Annotated in this window: 19 protein-coding genes; 18 read left to right on the top strand and 1 reads right to left on the bottom strand. The window is 68.4% G+C overall.

Annotated features, from left to right (window positions below; genetic code table 11):
* Positions 1–2 precede the first annotated feature (2 nt).
* From rpsE to truA, 15 genes are all read left to right on the top strand, one after another.
* The gene (gene rpsE / locus A3G1_RS0101990) at positions 3–638 is read left to right on the top strand and encodes a 30S ribosomal protein S5 (RefSeq protein ID WP_018347780.1); all 636 of its coding nucleotides are present in this window, start codon (positions 3–5) and stop codon (positions 636–638) included.
* A 1-nt stretch (position 639) separates the two neighbouring features.
* Positions 640–822 carry a 50S ribosomal protein L30 gene (gene rpmD, locus A3G1_RS0101995; protein ID WP_026211715.1) on the top strand — a complete coding sequence of 61 codons (183 nt, stop codon included), beginning with the start codon at positions 640–642 and terminating at the stop codon, positions 820–822.
* A gap of 2 nt (positions 823–824) precedes the next feature.
* The gene (rplO, locus tag A3G1_RS0102000) at positions 825–1,268 is read left to right on the top strand and encodes a 50S ribosomal protein L15 (RefSeq protein ID WP_018347782.1); all 444 of its coding nucleotides are present in this window, start codon (positions 825–827) and stop codon (positions 1,266–1,268) included.
* A 302-nt stretch (positions 1,269–1,570) separates the two neighbouring features.
* On the top strand, positions 1,571–2,902 hold the full coding sequence (gene secY, locus A3G1_RS0102005; protein ID WP_018347783.1) for a preprotein translocase subunit SecY: 1,332 nt from the start codon (positions 1,571–1,573) through the stop codon (positions 2,900–2,902).
* A gap of 34 nt (positions 2,903–2,936) precedes the next feature.
* On the top strand, positions 2,937–3,590 hold the full coding sequence (locus tag A3G1_RS0102010) for an adenylate kinase (protein ID WP_026211716.1): 654 nt from the start codon (positions 2,937–2,939) through the stop codon (positions 3,588–3,590).
* 47 nt (positions 3,591–3,637) lie between these two features.
* Positions 3,638–4,456 carry a type I methionyl aminopeptidase gene (map, locus tag A3G1_RS0102015; RefSeq protein WP_018347785.1) on the top strand — a complete coding sequence of 273 codons (819 nt, stop codon included), beginning with the start codon at positions 3,638–3,640 and terminating at the stop codon, positions 4,454–4,456.
* 133 nt (positions 4,457–4,589) lie between these two features.
* Positions 4,590–5,369 carry a class I SAM-dependent methyltransferase gene (locus A3G1_RS37995; RefSeq protein WP_018347786.1) on the top strand — a complete coding sequence of 260 codons (780 nt, stop codon included), beginning with the start codon at positions 4,590–4,592 and terminating at the stop codon, positions 5,367–5,369.
* Between the two features lie 206 nt (positions 5,370–5,575).
* On the top strand, positions 5,576–5,797 hold the full coding sequence (infA, locus tag A3G1_RS0102025) for a translation initiation factor IF-1 (protein WP_018347787.1): 222 nt from the start codon (positions 5,576–5,578) through the stop codon (positions 5,795–5,797).
* A gap of 44 nt (positions 5,798–5,841) precedes the next feature.
* Positions 5,842–5,955, top strand: a complete 114-nt coding sequence (gene rpmJ, locus A3G1_RS39345; protein ID WP_020520458.1) for a 50S ribosomal protein L36 — start codon at positions 5,842–5,844, stop codon at positions 5,953–5,955.
* A 184-nt stretch (positions 5,956–6,139) separates the two neighbouring features.
* Positions 6,140–6,520 carry a 30S ribosomal protein S13 gene (gene rpsM, locus A3G1_RS0102035; protein WP_018347789.1) on the top strand — a complete coding sequence of 127 codons (381 nt, stop codon included), beginning with the start codon at positions 6,140–6,142 and terminating at the stop codon, positions 6,518–6,520.
* Positions 6,521–6,547: 27 nt separating this feature from the next.
* Positions 6,548–6,952 (top strand): 30S ribosomal protein S11, encoded by a 405-nt coding sequence (gene rpsK, locus A3G1_RS0102040; RefSeq protein ID WP_018347790.1) that lies wholly within the window; start codon positions 6,548–6,550, stop codon positions 6,950–6,952.
* A 21-nt stretch (positions 6,953–6,973) separates the two neighbouring features.
* Positions 6,974–7,600, top strand: a complete 627-nt coding sequence (gene rpsD / locus A3G1_RS0102045; protein ID WP_018347791.1) for a 30S ribosomal protein S4 — start codon at positions 6,974–6,976, stop codon at positions 7,598–7,600.
* Positions 7,601–7,689: 89 nt separating this feature from the next.
* On the top strand, positions 7,690–8,775 hold the full coding sequence (locus A3G1_RS0102050; RefSeq protein ID WP_018347792.1) for a DNA-directed RNA polymerase subunit alpha: 1,086 nt from the start codon (positions 7,690–7,692) through the stop codon (positions 8,773–8,775).
* A gap of 34 nt (positions 8,776–8,809) precedes the next feature.
* Entirely contained in the window at positions 8,810–9,355 is a 546-nt protein-coding gene (gene rplQ, locus A3G1_RS0102055; RefSeq protein ID WP_018347793.1) for a 50S ribosomal protein L17, read from the top strand.
* Positions 9,356–9,447: 92 nt separating this feature from the next.
* Positions 9,448–10,272 carry a tRNA pseudouridine(38-40) synthase TruA gene (truA, locus tag A3G1_RS0102060; protein WP_018347794.1) on the top strand — a complete coding sequence of 275 codons (825 nt, stop codon included), beginning with the start codon at positions 9,448–9,450 and terminating at the stop codon, positions 10,270–10,272.
* Here the strand turns inward: truA and A3G1_RS0102065 are convergent.
* Positions 10,269–11,297 (bottom strand): hypothetical protein, encoded by a 1,029-nt coding sequence (locus tag A3G1_RS0102065; RefSeq protein ID WP_018347795.1) that lies wholly within the window; start codon positions 11,295–11,297, stop codon positions 10,269–10,271. The genes truA and A3G1_RS0102065 overlap by 4 nt on opposite strands.
* Before the next feature lie 78 nt (positions 11,298–11,375).
* Between A3G1_RS0102065 and A3G1_RS0102070 the strand changes: the two genes are divergently transcribed.
* The 3 genes from A3G1_RS0102070 (at position 11,376) to A3G1_RS38000 (ending at position 15,988) form a co-directional block, all read left to right on the top strand.
* On the top strand, positions 11,376–11,972 hold the full coding sequence (locus A3G1_RS0102070; RefSeq protein ID WP_018347796.1) for a class I SAM-dependent methyltransferase: 597 nt from the start codon (positions 11,376–11,378) through the stop codon (positions 11,970–11,972).
* 77 nt (positions 11,973–12,049) lie between these two features.
* A complete protein-coding gene (locus A3G1_RS0102075) occupies positions 12,050–13,729 on the top strand; it encodes an ABC-F family ATP-binding cassette domain-containing protein (protein WP_018347797.1) in 1,680 nt (559 codons plus the stop codon).
* Positions 13,730–13,912: 183 nt separating this feature from the next.
* Positions 13,913–15,988, top strand: coding sequence for a hypothetical protein (locus A3G1_RS38000; protein ID WP_018347798.1), 2,076 nt, complete (start codon positions 13,913–13,915; stop codon positions 15,986–15,988).
* Positions 15,989–16,082: the final 94 nt, after the last annotated feature.

Consider the following 16,082-nt stretch of genomic DNA (forward strand, 5'->3'; position numbering starts at 1 on the left):
TGATGGCAGGTCCACAGCGCCGTGGCGGGGGTTCGGGTACCGCTGGCACGGGTAACGAGGGTGGTGGCCAGGGCAACCGTCGTGACAATCGTCGCGAGGGTGGCCGGGGCCAGGCCCAGGAGAAGACGCCGCACCTGGAGCGCGTGGTTGCGATCAACCGCGTCGCGAAGGTTGTGAAGGGTGGTCGTCGGTTCAGCTTCACCGCGCTGGTCGTGGTGGGCGACGGCGACGGCACCGTTGGCGTCGGTTACGGCAAGGCCAAGGAGGTGCCCGCGGCGATCGCCAAGGGTGTCGAGGAGGCCAAGAAGCACTTCTTCAAGGTGCCGCGGATCGCTTCCACGATCCCGCACCCGGTCGAGGGCGAGGACGCCGCTGGTGTCGTGCTCCTGAAGCCGGCCAGCCCCGGTACCGGTGTTATCGCCGGTGGCCCGGTGCGTGCCGTGCTGGAGTGCGTCGGTATCCACGACGTGCTGTCCAAGAGCAAGGGCTCGTCGAACGCGATCAACATCGTGCACGCGACGGTCGCTGCTCTGAAGATGCTGGAATCGCCGGAGCAGGTCGCGGCTCGCCGTGGTCTTCCGGTCGAGGATGTCGCGCCGGCCGCCATGCTGCGGGCGCGTGCGGCTGTGGGGGCATGAGATGGCACGCCTGAAGGTCACCCAGCTCCGGTCCGGGATCGGTGGCAAGCAGAACCAGCGTGAGACGCTGCGGACGCTTGGCCTGAAGCGGATCAACGATGAGGTGGTCAAAGAGGATCGTCCCGAGATCCGGGGCATGATCAACACCGTCCGTCACCTCGTCAAGGTTGAGGAGGTCGAGTAACGATGACGATCAAGATCCACCACCTGCGCCCCGCTCCGGGTGCCAAGACCGACAAGACCCGTGTGGGTCGCGGTGAGGGCTCGAAGGGTAAGACCGCTGGTCGCGGTACGAAGGGCACCAAGGCCCGTCGTTCCATGCACGAGTGGTTCGAGTCCGGTAACGTCCCGCTGCACATGCGGCTGCCGAAGCTCAAGGGCTTCAAGAACAAGTTCCGGGTCGAGTTCCAGGTGGTCAACCTGGGCCGTCTCGCCGAGCTGTTCCCGAACGGCGGCAGCATCGGCCCGGTCGAGCTGGTCAAGGCCGGCGCGGTCCGCAAGGGCCAGCTCATCAAGGTGCTCGGCACCGGTGAGCTCGATGGCGTGAAGCTCGACGTCACGGCGAACGCGTTCAGCGGTTCCGCCAAGGCGAAGATCGAGGCCGCTGGCGGCTCGGTCACCGAGCTGTAACGAGTTGCGGCTGGGCCCTGTCCACAGTTCGCGTTTCCCAGCAAAATGGGGAACGTTCTGAGGACAGGGTCCGCTCTCGCTTGGGGGTCTTTCCGGCTCGCCGGACGGCCGCTGTTTCTCCCACCGCGTAACAGTTCTCTGGACGGCCCCCCTGACCGGAAGGGGCTTGTCCTGTTAGAGTCCGGTCGCAGCTAGGCTTTACACCTCAAAGGCTTTACACCCCCCAACCGGTGGTGCCCGCCCGGGTGCTACCTCACAGGCTTCAGGCCACCCCCCGTGGCCGTTGGCGCAGGAGGAAGTCGTTGCTCTCCGCATTTTTCAGTGCGTTCCGCACGCCTGACCTGCGCAAGAAGATCCTCTTCACGCTCTTCATCGTCGCGGTCTACCGCCTCGGTGCCACGATTCCGAGCCCCGGCGTCTCCTACGGGAACGTGCAGCGGTGCATGGACATCCTTCAGGGCGGCGAGAACAACCAGGTCTTCACCCTGCTGAACCTGTTCTCCGGGGGTGCTCTCCTCCAGCTCACCGTGTTCGCGCTGGGCATCATGCCCTACATCACGGCGAGCATCATCCTCCAGCTGCTCACCGTGGTCATCCCGCGGCTTGAGCAGCTGAAGAAGGAGGGGCAGGCCGGCCAGGCGAAGATCACGCAGTACACGCGGTACCTGACGCTGGGCCTCGCGGTCCTCCAGGCTTCCGGCTTCGTGGCCCTCGCCCGCTCCGGCCAGCTCTTCAACAACCAGTGCACCGCGCCGGACCAGCAGGCCATCCCGGAGAGCACGATGCTCCCGATGTGGCTGACGCTGACCGCGCTGGTGATCACCATGACCGCCGGTACCGGTGTGATCATGTGGCTGGGTGAGATGGTCACCGACCGCGGCGTCGGTAACGGCATGTCCGTCCTCATCTTCACCTCGATCGCTGCCCGGCTGCCCAGCGAGGGCTGGCAGATCTGGCAGAAGAGCAAGGGCATCTTCGCCCTGGTCATGATCATTGGTGTCGTCATCATCGGCCTGGTGGTCTTCATCGAGCAGGCGCAGCGTCGCGTCCCGGTGCAGTACGCCAAGCGGATGGTCGGCCGCCGGATGTACGGCGGTACCTCGACCTACATCCCGCTGAAGGTCAACCAGGCCGGCGTCATCCCGGTCATCTTCGCCTCCTCCCTGCTGTACCTGCCGACGCTCGGCCTGCAGCTGTTCGAGGCGGACAAGATGCCGAAGTGGGCCGTCTGGATCCAGAACAACATCGTGCAGCAGCAGAGCCCGTGGCACATCGGGATCTACTTCGCGATGATCATCTTCTTCACGTACTTCTACGTCGCGATCACGTTCAACCCGACCGAGGTCGCGGACAACATGAAGAAGTACGGCGGCTTCATCCCGGGTATCCGCCCGGGTAAGCCGACCGCCGAGTACCTGGACTTCATCCTGAGCCGGATCACGCTGCCGGGTGCGCTGTACCTGGGCATCATCGCGGTCCTGCCGAACCTGTTCATGGACCTGGTGGGCGGCAACCTGCAGAACTTCCCGTTCGGTGGTACAGCCGTGCTGATCATCGTCGGTGTGGGCCTGGAGACGGTCAAGCAGATCGAGAGCCAGCTCATGCAGCGCAACTACGAAGGATTCCTGCGGTAGTGGCGCGGGGTAAGTGCAGTGAGGTGGCAGTCGCGTGAGACTTGTACTAGTCGGGCCCCCGGGCGCCGGTAAGGGCACCCAGGCAGAGTTCATCGCGGCGCATCTGTCGGTGCCGAAGATCTCGACCGGGGACATCTTCCGGGCGAACGTCTCGCAGGGCACCCCGCTCGGTGTCGAGGCCAAGCGGTACATGGACGCTGGCGGCCTCGTCCCGGACGAGGTCACCATCAACATGGTCCGTGACCGGCTGGCCGAGGCGGACGCCGCGGACGGGTTCCTGCTCGACGGGTTCCCCCGGACGGTGCCGCAGGCCGTGGCGCTGGACAAGATCGTGGCCGACATGGGCGCAGCCCTGGACGTCGTGCTGGAGCTCGTCGTGGACAACGACGAGGTGGTCCGGCGGCTGGCTGGCCGGCGTAACTGCCGCAGCTGCAAGAAGATCTGGCACGTCGAGTTCGACGCGACGGTGAAGCCCGGTGTCTGCGACAACTGCGGCGGCGAGCTGTACCAGCGTGACGACGACAAGCCGGAGACGATCGAGGAGCGGCTGCGGGTGTACGCCCGGGACACCGCGCCACTGGTCGACTTCTACGGCGCGCAGGGCAAGCTGGTGGGCATCGACGCGACCGGCACCGTGGAGGACATCACGATCCGGGCGATCGACGCGCTGCGCTCCTACGGGAGCTAGTCCCCGCACACGACGGGGAGCAAGAGAGCCTAGGGAGCTGAGCAGGTTTGTACGGGGACGAGATCGAATACAAGACCCCGGAGCAGTTCCGCAAGATGCGGGTCGCGGGGCTGCTGGTGGCCGACACCCTGGCGAAGCTGCGGGCGGCGGTCCGGCCGGGCATCTCGACGGGTGAGCTCGACGAGCTGGCCGAGGAGAACATCCGCTCGCAGGGCGGCATCCCCTCGTTCAAGGGCTACCACGGTTTCCCGGCCACGATCTGCGCCTCGGTGAACGAGCAGGTCGTCCACGGCATCCCGCGCAAGACGCAGGTGCTGAAGGACGGCGACCTGATCTCGATCGACTGCGGCGCCATTGTGGACGGCTGGCACGGCGACTCGGCGATCACGGTCCCGGTCGGCGAGGTCCGGCCGGAGCTGCTCACCATGATCGAGGCCGCCGAGGCCGGCATGTGGGCTGGCATCGCCGCGGCGAAGGACGGTGGCCGGCTCTCCGACATCGGGCACGCCGTCGAGACGGGCGTCCGCACCGTCGGTAAGTACGGCACCGTGCGCGGTTACGGCGGCCACGGCATCGGCACCGAGATGCACCAGGACCCGCACGTGCACAACTACGGCCGTCCGGGCCGGGGTCCGGCGCTCAAGGCCGGGATGGCGCTGGCGATCGAGCCCATGATCACGGAGGGTTCGGCGAAGGTCGTCGAGCTGAACGACGGCTGGACCGTCGTCACCAAGGACGCCTCGATGGCCGTGCACGTCGAGCACAGCATCGCCATCCTCGAAGACGGCGTGTGGGTGCTGACGGCCGCTGACGGTGGCGCCAGCCGCCTGCCCGCCGAGCTGCTGAGTGCCGCGGCTCGCGCCTAACCCTCTTTCTCTGGTACCTGCGACGGTACCGGCTGCTGACGCATCGTGGGACCCCTCATGTCGTGATAGCAGCATGAGGGGTCCCACGATCATGGGGTGGCGGTAACCCGTCCCGCGCGGGCAGGATCGCGGGATGAGTGCGCTGACGAGCAGGGAACACAACGCCGCCCAGTACGCGACGAAGAACAACCTGGCCGCCCGCCAGTCGCTGTGGTCGCACTACGGCGGCCGGAGCGTCTTCGACGTGGCGCTCGACCTGGCTGAGCTGTCCGGGGACGAGCTGGTCATCGACGTGGGCTGCGGCAACGGCCGGTACCTGGAGAACCTGCGGGCTCGCGGGCACCGTGGCCTGGTGGCCGGGCTGGACTACTCGGCGGGGATGGCCCGGGCTGCCGGTGAGCACGGGCTGACCGGGGTGGCTGACGCCCAGCGGCTCCCCGTGGGTACCGGAAAATTTGATCTTGCTCTGTGCATGCACATGCTCTACCACGTGCCGGACGTGGACGCGGCGCTGCGCGAACTCCGCCGGGTCGTGAAGCCGGAGGGCCGGGTGCTCGTCGCGACGAACTCGCTGATCCACACCCAGGAGTTCCTGGACATCGTGCGGGAGGCGGCCGAGCGGCTGGACGTCGAGCACGTGCCGGTGTGGTCGCGGGAGTCCTTCACCGCAGAGGCAGCCCCGGCCCACCTGGAGCCGGTCTTCTCGTCGGTCACCGCGCACCACCAGCTGGACGAGGTGCGCGTCCCGGACCTGGAGCCTGTCCTGGCCTACGTCGGGAGCCTCAACTCGATCCAGGGTTACCAGGGCACCGGCGTCCTCGAACTGGCCGGTGACCTCGCGAAGGCGAAGTTCGACGAGCGTGGATACTTCCCGGTGACCCGCGCGATGACCGTTTTCGTGTGCCGTCCCTGACCGGGCGGGCTGTAAGCCCTGACACGCCCGACCGCGTGTACCGGGGGCCGGTTTGGTGTTCGCTCATCGGGTTGGCTAGACTCATCTATCGGCGCGCTGCGTCCACCCTTCCATGCCTTGGAGCGCTTCCCGGGTAGCGAGAATGGGCCGCGGCTGGCAGGACAATGCGTGCCTTGTTGTAACCCTACGTCACGTTAGCGGAGGACATGCCGAAGAAGGACGGGGCCATCGAGATCGAGGGCCGGGTCATCGAGCCACTGCCGAACGCCATGTTCCGGGTGGAGCTCGCGAACGGTCACCGTGTACTGGCTCACATCAGTGGCAAGATGCGGCAGCACTACATCCGTATCCTGCCGGAGGACCGGGTCGTCGTCGAGCTTTCGCCTTATGACCTCACCAGGGGTCGCATTGTCTACCGTTACAAGTGACGGCCTGGGTTGTTCCGTGTCCGTTTCATCAGTAAGGCGCAGCCGTGAAGGTTAAGCCGAGCGTTAAGAAGATCTGCAACAAGTGCCGCGTCATCCGGCGCCACGGCCGGGTCATGATCATCTGTGACGACCCGCGCCACAAGCAGCGCCAGGGTTAGGCACCGCAGAACTCCTACCGCATCAGGTAGTACAGGCTCGTCCCAGCCGCGGGGGACGCCGAAGCGCATCGCGTATCGGTTCCCATGTGGCCGAACCCCCGGTCGGAGGCCGGGGCCCTGTCTGGGCAGGCAGGGATGGGATGGGCGCAGACCTCCGAGACATTGACGAGGAGCACGCCCACACATGGCACGTCTAGTCGGCGTCGATCTCCCCCGCGAGAAGCGGCTTGAGATCGCGCTCACGTACATCTACGGGGTTGGCCGTACCCGCGCTGTCGAGCTCTGCTCGGCCACGGGCATCGACCCCAACAAGCGGACGAAGGACCTCACGGACGAAGAGGTTCTCCAGCTCCGTAACTACATCGAGGCCAACTTCAAGGTCGAGGGTGACCTGCGCCGCGAGGTCGCCGCCGACATCCGGCGCAAGATTGAGATCGGCTGCTACCAGGGCATCCGCCACCGCAAGGGCATGCCTGTGCGGGGTCAGCGGACCCGGACGAACGCGCGTACCCGCAAGGGTCCGAAGCGGACGATCGCGAACAAGAAGAAGCCGGGCAAGAAGTAGCAGCCGAGTTCTAGGAGCGCATAGCTAATGCCACCGAAGGCACGCGCCGGGGCCGCCAAGAAGGTCCGGCGTAAGGAAAAGAAGAACGTTGCCCACGGGCACGCTCACATCAAGAGCACGTTCAACAACACCATTGTCTCGATCACCGACCCGACCGGTGCCGTCATCTCCTGGGCCTCTTCCGGCCAGGTGGGCTTCAAGGGTTCGCGTAAGTCGACTCCGTTCGCCGCGCAGCTGGCCGCCGAGGCCGCCGCTCGCCGCGCGATGGAGCACGGCATGCGCAAGGTGGACGTGTTCGTCAAGGGTCCCGGCTCCGGCCGTGAGACGGCGATCCGGTCTCTGACCGCCGCCGGTCTCGAGGTCGGCACGATCTCCGACGTGACGCCGCAGCCGCACAACGGCTGCCGTCCGCCGAAGCGTCGTCGGGTCTAGGTAGCGGAGGATTTAGTCAACATGGCTCGTTACACAGGTGCCGACTGCCGCCGCTGCCGGCGCGAGAAGGTCAAGCTGTTCCTCAAGGGGAGCAAGTGCGATGGCCCGAAGTGCCCGCTGGAGTCCCGGCCTTACCCGCCCGGCCAGCACGGCCGTGGTCGTCCGAAGGAGACGGAGTACCTGCTCCAGCTTCGTGAGAAGCAGAAGGCCCGCCGTATCTACGGCGTGCTGGAGAAGCAGTTCGTCCGTTACTACGAGGAAGCCAACCGGCGCACCGGCAAGACCGGTGAGAACCTGCTGGTGATCCTCGAGACCCGCCTCGACAACGTCGTGTACCGCGCTGGCCTCGCCCAGTCGCGTGACATGGCCCGTCAGGTCGTCAAGCACGGTCACGTCCTCGTGAACGGCAAGAAGGTCGACATCCCGTCGTACCGGGTCGCCGAGCACGACATCGTCGAGATCCGTGAGAAGTCGCGGGCCCTGACGCCGTTCCAGATCGCCGCCGCCACGGCCGGCGCCCGGACGGTGCCGGCCTGGCTCGAGGTCATCCCGAGCCAGCTCAAGGTGCTCGTGCACAACCTCCCGGCCCGCCAGGTGATCGACACCCAGGTCCAGGAGCAGCTGATCGTCGAGCTCTACTCCAAGTAGTGCTCAACCGGCCGGCTCGGTAACCAGTTACCGGGCCGGCTACCCCAACATTCGGCGTCATATAGCGGACGCCCGTTTTGGAGGATATTGTGCTTATCACCCAGCGGCCGACCCTCTCCGAGGAGTCGATCACCGAGGCGCGGTCGAAGTTCACGATCGAGCCGCTCGAGCCGGGCTTCGGCTACACGCTCGGCAACTCGCTGCGGCGCACCCTGCTCAGCTCGATCCCCGGTGCTGCTGTTACCAGCATCAAGATCGACGGCGTGCTGCACGAGTTCACCACGATCCCCGGTGTCAAGGAGGACGTGGTCGAGCTGGTGCTCAACGTCAAGCAGCTCTGCGTGAGCTCCGAGCACGACGAGCCGGTGACCATGTACCTGCGCAAGCAGGGCCCCGGCCCGGTGACCGCTGGCGACATCCAGCCGCCGGCCGGCGTGTCGATCCACAACCCGGATCTGCACCTGGCCACCCTGAACGGCAAGGGCCGGCTCGACATCGAGCTGACCGTCGAGCGGGGCCGTGGCTACGTGAACGCCGCGCAGAACAAGCAGTCGGGCCAGGAGATCGGCCGGATTCCGGTCGACTCGATCTACACCCCGGTGCTCAAGGTCACCTACCGCGTCGAGGCCACGCGTGTCGAGCAGCGTACTGACTTCGACAAGCTGATCATCGACGTCGAGACCAAGAACTCGATCTCCCCCCGGACGGCGCTGGCCTCGGCCGGTTCCACCCTGGTCGAGCTGTTCGGCCTGTGCCGGGAGCTGGACGAGACCGCCGAGGGCATCGACATCGGCCCGTCGCCGCAGGACGCGCAGCTCGCTGCCGACCTGGCGCTGCCGATCGAGGAGCTGGACCTCACGGTCCGGTCCTACAACTGCCTCAAGCGCGAGGGCATCAACACGGTGGGTGAGCTGATCGGCCGCACTGAGGCTGACCTGCTCGACATCCGTAACTTCGGGCAGAAGTCCATCGACGAGGTCAAGCTGAAGCTGATCGGCATGGGCCTCGGCCTCAAGGACTCGGCGCCGAACTTCGACCCGTCGACGATCGTCGGGGACTACTCCGACGATGTTTACGACGAGTCCCTGGACGCCGCCGGCCCCGTGGCCACGGCGACCGGAGATGACGACGCCGACGACGACGGCGACAAGTACCGCGAAGACGAGCAGCTCTAAAGCGCTGCGGCTTACCTTCTGAGGAGCTATACCCATGCCTACGCCCACCAAGGGTGCCCGTCTTGGCGGCAGCCCGGCGCACCAGCGGCTGATCCTGGCGAACCTGGCCCAGTCCCTGTTCGAGCACGGCAAGATCACCACGACGGAGACCAAGGCCCGCCGGCTGCGTCCGTACGCGGAGAAGCTGATCACCAAGGCCAAGCGCGGTGACCTGCACGCCCGCCGCGAGGTCGCGAAGGTCATCCGCGACAAGGACGTCGTCTACCGCCTGTTCGACGAGCTGGCCCAGTACTGGACCGAGCGTCCCGGCGGCTACACCCGGATCACCAAGGCGGGCAACCGCAAGGGCGACAACGCTCCGATGGCGATCATCGAGCTGGTGACCGAGCCGGTCAGCAGCAACACCAGCAACAAGAAGACCGCGGCCCGCAAGGCCGCCAAGGCCGAGGCCGTCGCGGCTCTGGCCGGCGAGACCGAGGAGACCCCGGCCCCGGCCGAGGCCACCGACGTCGCGGTCGAGGAGAACGTGCAGCACGCTGACGACGCTCCGGCCGAGGAGAAGAAGGACGGCGACAAGTAGTCGTTGCCTTCCGGCACCTGGTTGCTAGACACAGCAGGCCCGTCTTCCCGCTTCGGGGAGGCGGGCCTGTTACTTATGGGGAGTGGGCTGACATGACTGCGGGTGAGCTGGTCCGGCTGCGGCTGGCCGTGGCGTACGACGGCACGGACTTCTCCGGCTGGGCCGCCCAGCCGGAACGCCGGACGGTGGCCGGCGTGCTGGGTACCGAGCTCGCCCGGGTGTTCCGCCACGTGGAGAACCTGACGGTCGCGGGGCGCACGGACGCCGGGGTGCACGCCACGGGGCAGGTCTGCCACATCGACGTACCGGCGGCGGCGTGGGCCGGGCTGGAGCCGACCATCGTGCGCCGGCTGGCCGGGCTGCTGCCGGGGGATGTCCGGGTCACCGAGGTCGTGGCCGCGCCCGAGCACTTCGACGCGCGGTTCGCGGCGCTGCGTCGGCGGTACGAGTACCGGATCTGCGACGCGCCGTCCGGGCCGGATCCGATGGCCCGGCGCAACACGATCGGCTGGCCCCGCAGGCTCGACGTGGAGGCGATGCGGGCCGCTTCGGTACTGCTGCTGGGCGAGCACGACTTCGCGGCGTTCTGCAAGCGCAGGGATGGCGCGACGACCGTCCGGTGCCTGCTGCGGCTCGACTGGCGCCAGGACGGCCCGGACACGCTGGTCGCGACCGTGGAGGCCGACGCGTTCTGTCACTCGATGGTGCGCAGCCTGATCGGTTCGCTGATCGCTGTCGGGGAGGGGCGCAAGCCCGCCGGGTGGCCGGGCGGGCTGCTGTCGAGCACGAGCCGGGCCAGTGGCGTGCTGGTCGCGCCGCCGCACGGGCTCACACTGGTCAATGTGGACTATCCGGAGCCGGGGGAGTACCTGGCGCGGGCCGAGGTGACGCGTAACGTCCGGACGCTGGGTGGCTAGGCTTCGCGCTTCTTGATCTGGCCGCGGAAGTACGTCTCGACGGTGTCGATGAGAAGCTGCTGGACGGCCGGGTCGGCGGGGTCCGGCTTCTTGCCGTCGGCGCGGGCTACGACGCAGTACGCGAGGTAGTGGCCGACGGGTAGCCAGGACAGGTACGTCTCCGAGGCCTCGATGATCGCCGTGGAGCCGCCGGTCGACCAGCCGGCGATCGAGCCCTTGCCCGAGCCCAGCAGGGTCTTCGTCTCGTTCTTCGCGGTGGTCGCCGAGGTGGCGTCCTTGAAGTTGAAGACGCCGATCGTCGCGATGTAGTCCTTCTTCTGCGAGACGACGGTGGCCCGGACGACCTGGGTGCAGCCGAGCTTCTGGTACGCCGGGCCGAGGTCGCTGGTCGTCGCGAGCCGGCAGTCGGTCAGCGACTGGGTCTTCTGCACTGCGTACTGGCGGGTGTCGATCGTGAGCGTAGCGGCGGGGAAGAGCTCGGCCTCGGTCAGCGGGGCCGCGTCGGTCGCCTGGGACGAGATGTCCTTCTTGCCCGCGGCCGTGGTGCCGGGTGGCGCGCCAGCTGGCGGGGCGGGAGCCGCCGAGCCGGAGCCCTGTGCGCCGGGTGCGCCGGCCGGGGCCTCGTCGATCAGGAAGTACGCGCCGACGCCGAAACCGATCAGCAGGAGGACGGCGAGGACGCCGGCCAGGGCACCCAGCCAGCCCTTCTGCGTACGGCGCCGGGGGCGGGCCGGCTCGGGGGCCGGGCTGTAGGGCGGTGGGGCGGAGACAGGGTCGTACTCGGGCTGCGGGTACGGCGTGGAGTCGTACGGCGGCTGCTGCTGCGGGAGCGGGGCGTACGGGTCGGCGGTGTGCTGCCCGAACGGCGTGCCACCCCGGGGCGGCTGAGGCTGCGCAGGTGGCTGTGGCTGGGCCGCCTGGTACCCGTGGGCAGGGTCAGGGGAATAGCCGCCGCGCTGGCCGTACTGGCCCGGGACGTATTCGGGATACTCGTCGTCGTCGCCCGAGTGCCGACCGTAGGTCATGGCCGCCAGACTACCTAAGCCTGGCCATTCGCAGAATCCGCCGAGGATGCCGATAAAGCGTTCCGGAACAATGTCGGGGTGGACCATTACTTCAGCGACGCGCCTGGCACCCCGGAGAAGCGAAGTTCCATTGAATTCACGGTGAATGACACCGGCTACCGGCTGGCCACGTCGTCTGGGGTGTTCTCGGCCGGGCGGCTCGACGCCGGCACGGCCGTGCTGCTGCGCAAGGCACCCCGGCCACGGCGCGGGGTGTACCTCGACCTCGGCTGCGGGTACGGCCCGATCACGTGCGTGCTGGCCAGCGAGGCTCCTGACGTGACGGTGTACGCGGTCGACGTGAACTCGCGCGCGCTGGCGCTGGTACAGGAAAACGCTCTTGCTCTCGGGGTTTCCGACCGGGTGATCGCCGCGAAACCGGAAGACGTGCCCGCCGACGTGGTTTTCGATGGGATCTTCAGTAATCCGGCGATCCGGATCGGCAAGCAGGCGCTGCACGAGATGCTGCTGACCTGGCTGCCCAGGCTGGGCCCGGACGGCGAGGCCTGGCTGGTGGTCGCCAAGCACCTCGGCGGCGACTCGCTGCGCGACTGGCTGGTCGGTCAGGGCTGGGCAGCCGAGAAGGAAGCCAGCCAGAAGGGTTACCGGATCCTGCGGGTCGGCCGGGGCGAGTAGGCCCGGACGGACCAGGGTCTGCGGTTCTGGACGAAAGTCAGTCGCGGCGGGCACGCCCGAGGGCAGAGGATGACTGCGTGGCTGGTTATGTCGATGTTGCAGGGGTTGGGCACACGCTTCCTGACGGGCGTGAGCTGTTCAAGGACGTCTCGTTCCGGGTCGGTGAGGGCGCGAAGGTCGCACTCGTCGGGCCGAACGGCGCGGGCAAGACCACCCTGCTGCGGATGGTGGCCGGTGACCTGCCGGTGAAGACGGGCGGCATCGCGCGGGCCGGCGGGCTCGGCGTGATGCGTCAGTTCTTCCGCCCGGTGACCTCCCGGTATGACGACGACGTGCCGTGGAGCATGGTCGACCGGGAGGAGGCGAGCCTCGCCGAGCTGGCCATGAATCTCGCCCCGGTGCACGTCCGGGCCGCCGGGCTGCGGCTGGCCAGGGCCGAGGCCGCGCTGTCCGGCGACGAGAGGTCCCAGATGCGCTACGCGGAGGCGCTGGCGGCCTGGGGCGAGGCCGGTGGCTACGACACCGAGGTCGTCTTCGACACCGCGAGCGTCGCCGTCCTGGGCCTGCCCTGGGAGCAGGCCAGGCACCGGGAGGTGCGCACGCTGTCCGGTGGCGAGCAGAAGCGCTTCGCACTGGAGCTGCTGCTGCGCGGCCCGGAGGAGGTCCTGCTCCTCGACGAGCCGGACAACTTCCTCGACGTACCGGCCAAGCGCTGGCTGGAGCAACGCCTCCGCGAGACCCCGAAGAGCGTCCTGTACGTCTCCCACGACCGCGAGCTGCTCGCCAACACCGCCGACCGGGTGGTGGCTGTCGAGGGTGGCTCGGCGTGGACGCATGCCGGGGGCTTCGCGAGCTGGCACGAGGCCCGGTACGCCCGCCACGACCGGCTCGAGGAGAACCGCAAGCGCTGGGACGAGGAGCGCGAGAAGCTCCGCCAGATGATGCTGATGTACAAGCAGAAGTCGGCCTACAACTCCGACATGGCCTCGCGGTACCGGGCCGCGCAGACCCGGCTCGCCAAGTTCGAGGCCGACGGCCCGCCCCCGCTGCCGCCGAAGGACCAGGACATCCGGGTCAAGCTCAGCGGCGGCCGGACGGCCAAGCGTGCTGTGGTGTGCACCGAGCTGGAGCTGGAGGATCTGACCTTCCCGTTCGACTTCGAGGTCTGGTACGGCGACCGGGTCGCGGTGCTCGGCGCGAACGGCACCGGCAAGTCCCACTTCCTCCGGCTGCTCGGCCGGGGCGGGACGGACCCGGAGGAGCAGGCGCTGGTCAAGCTCGCCCACGTCGCCCACAACGGCGTCGTGAAGCTCGGCGCCCGTGTGCGCCCCGGTCACTTCTCCCAGAACCACGACCACCCGGAGATGCACGACCGGACCCTGGTCGACCTGCTCTGGCACGGCGACGAGCACCGGCCGGGCAAGACCCGGCACGACGCGATGAAGGTACTGAACCGCTACGAGCTGGCGGCGCAGGGCGACCAGACGTTCGGGACGCTGTCCGGCGGGCAGCAGGCCCGGTTCCTGGTGCTGATGCTGGAGCTGTCCGGCGCCACGCTGCTGCTGCTCGACGAGCCGACCGACAACCTCGACCTGGCTTCGGCGGAGGCGCTGGAGGAGGGGCTGAAGGGCTTCGAGGGCACGGTGATCGCGGTGACCCACGACCGCTGGTTCACCCGGGGCTTCGACCGGTTCCTGCTGTTCAATGTGGACGGTGAGGTCGAGGAAGTGCCGGAGCCTGTCTGGGATGTCAGGTAGCACAGAGGACAGTGGTTTCCACGGCTGGCATCCGCCGAAAGGCGGGTTCCAGCCGTTGTTTTTTCTAGCCTGATGGCCGTGGCGTGTGATTGGCCCGAGCACTACCTTTGCGAACGATCCCGAACGTTTTAGTTTGTATGAACGATGGGATCCCCAGACCTGCCACGGGACGCGGAGGCCACAATGGACACTGTTCCTACCGAGCTCAGCGCGGGGCTGAACAAGCTGCGTGAGGCGGCTGGCGGGCCGTCGTTCACCGAGCTGGTCCGGCGGATCACCCGGGCCCGGGCCGCACGCGGCCTGCCCCGTTCGGAGTGCGAGCCGGGCCGGACCACTGTCTACGACTGCTTCCGCCCCGGCCGCCGCAGGCTCGACGGCGAGCTGGTCGCCGACATCATCCGCGCGCTGGGCGGTACGGATGCCGAGGCGGCGTACTGGCGGGAGTTCTGCCACCGCAGCCAGGTGCCCGCGCCCCGGTCCGGGACGCCCTTCCCCAGTGTCGAGCCCGGATCCTGCCCCGTCTCACGGGTCGTGGCCCAGCTGGCGACGGCGGTCATGAGCCTGCGGAAGGGCGGCCTGGTGAATCTGGTCGGCCCGGTCGGGTCCGGCAAGTCATGGATCATCGAGGCGAGTCAGCTGCCCTGGTACGTGACGGTGATCGACGACGCCGACGAGGTGCCGGCCGGCGTTCTGTGCGCGGAACTGGCCGCGAGCCCGCGCGAGGCTGGCAGTCTGGGCGGGCTCGGTTGCCGGGTGGTGGTCGCGGTGACCCGGTTCCCGGTGCGGGCCCGGCGGGACTGGCCGGTGGATGTGCCCACGGCTGTCGTACGGGTGCCGGCCTGGTCGGATCAGGAGGTCCGCGAGTTCGCCAGGAAGCAGGGCATCACCGAGCAGGAGCAGCTCGACGTCGTGGCGGGCCTGTCCGGTGGGGTTCCGCTGATCGCTGACCGGCTGTGCCGTTCACTCCATGCCGGACAGTCCGCCGAGCATCCGGGTGCGCTCGCTGATGCGGCGAGTACCGAGATTCTCCGCAGGCTCGGGCAGCAGCCGGGCCTGCTGGCCAGGCTGGCGACGATGGGTGCCGCCGACGCGGAGCTGCTGCCGCCGGGGGAGTACGAGGAGCTGGCCGCGCTCAGCATCGTCAGCCGCACGAGACTGGGCCTCGCCGTCCAGGAGCCGTACCGGACGCTGTTCGATCTGGTGCACCGCTGGCGTTCCCCGCAGAGTCACCGCCGGACGGTCGTCGCGACGCTCCGGCACCGCAGGGCGCTGCTGGTCACGAGCCCGCCCGGCGAGCCGCCGTCCGGGCTGGTCGAGCAGGCGCTGTGGCTGAGTGGTGATCCGGTGATCCGCGAGACGCTGTTCCCGGCGCGCGCCGCCCAGCCGCATGTCCGGGCCGCCGTGCCGTCGGACGCCGAGGACATCCTCCGTTTCACCCGCGACTGGGCCAACCGGGGCGGCCTGCATCTCCGGCGCAGTGAGCGGACCGTGGCGAGCTGGCTGGCCAGTGACCCGTCGGGCTTCCGGGTGGTGGTCAACGCGGACGGCCGCACGTCCGGCGCGATCTCCGCGCTGCCGCTGACCGGGCAGAACATCGGGGTGATCGAGCCGCTGCTCCAGCGGGGTGGTGACCGGTTCGCCGGTACGGGAGGGATCTTCGTGGGAATGTCCTATTGCGAGGAAGGGCCCGCGCACGCGGCCCTGCTTCGTGACCTGCTCGGGGTGGGCGTGGCGACGGGGCAGGTGGTGGCGTCGACGTTCTGGCCTGCGTACCAGCGGCTGTGCCGGGCCCTCGGTTTCCAGTACCACGGGGACAGTGTCGACAACGTCTACGGGTCGGCGCGGCCGCTGGAGGTGCACGCGCACAAGTTCACCCGGGCGGAGCTGCCGGGCTGGCTCGACCGGCTGGCGGGGCTCGGGCTCGACACCGGGCCTGACCAGTGGCTGGTCACGCACGTGCGCGACGCGCTCGACAGCATGCACGAGCCGGATCTGCTGGCCCGGAGCCCGCTGCTCGCCTCGCCGGCCACTCCGGTACCCGGGGCGCTCCGCCGCCGGCTCGTCGACGCGATCGGCTCGCTCGACGCCAGCCCGGTGACGGAGCTGGCCGAGGCTGGGCGGCTGCTGCGGCTGCGGTACCTCGACCGGCGGTGCAACGCCGCGGCGGCCCGGCTGCTGTGTGTCAGCCGGGCGACCTACTACCGCCGGCTGCGCCAGGCCGTCGCCGCCGTCGCCCGTGAGCTGCTCGTGGCCTGGTGAGGTGGGACGTGGTGGCGCGCGGTGGGTGCTGGGCAGCGGGTACAAAATAGATTTTCTGGTCTTGGTCTGCCCTTGCGGGCCTGGCATTCGCTGC

The organism is Longispora albida DSM 44784, assembly GCF_000379825.1.
Lineage (GTDB): Bacteria > Actinomycetota > Actinomycetes > Mycobacteriales > Micromonosporaceae > Longispora > Longispora albida.

Excerpts from the sequence above, each read along its gene's own strand:
- infA (WP_018347787.1), top strand. The coding sequence starts at position 5,576 with ATGCCGAAGAAGGACGGGGCCATCGAGATCGAGGGCCGGGTCATCGAG.
- rpmD (WP_026211715.1), top strand. The coding sequence starts at position 640 with ATGGCACGCCTGAAGGTCACCCAGCTCCGGTCCGGGATCGGTGGCAAG.
- A3G1_RS38000 (WP_018347798.1), top strand. The coding sequence starts at position 13,913 with ATGGACACTGTTCCTACCGAGCTCAGCGCGGGGCTGAACAAGCTGCGT.
- rplO (WP_018347782.1), top strand. The coding sequence starts at position 825 with ATGACGATCAAGATCCACCACCTGCGCCCCGCTCCGGGTGCCAAGACC.
- rpsD (WP_018347791.1), top strand. The coding sequence starts at position 6,974 with ATGGCTCGTTACACAGGTGCCGACTGCCGCCGCTGCCGGCGCGAGAAG.
- rpsE (WP_018347780.1), top strand. The coding sequence starts at position 3 with ATGGCAGGTCCACAGCGCCGTGGCGGGGGTTCGGGTACCGCTGGCACG.
- truA (WP_018347794.1), top strand. The coding sequence starts at position 9,448 with ATGACTGCGGGTGAGCTGGTCCGGCTGCGGCTGGCCGTGGCGTACGAC.
- A3G1_RS0102065 (WP_018347795.1), bottom strand. The coding sequence starts at position 11,297 with ATGACCTACGGTCGGCACTCGGGCGACGACGACGAGTATCCCGAATAC.
- A3G1_RS37995 (WP_018347786.1), top strand. The coding sequence starts at position 4,590 with ATGAGTGCGCTGACGAGCAGGGAACACAACGCCGCCCAGTACGCGACG.
- rpsM (WP_018347789.1), top strand. The coding sequence starts at position 6,140 with ATGGCACGTCTAGTCGGCGTCGATCTCCCCCGCGAGAAGCGGCTTGAG.
- rplQ (WP_018347793.1), top strand. The coding sequence starts at position 8,810 with ATGCCTACGCCCACCAAGGGTGCCCGTCTTGGCGGCAGCCCGGCGCAC.
- rpsK (WP_018347790.1), top strand. The coding sequence starts at position 6,548 with ATGCCACCGAAGGCACGCGCCGGGGCCGCCAAGAAGGTCCGGCGTAAG.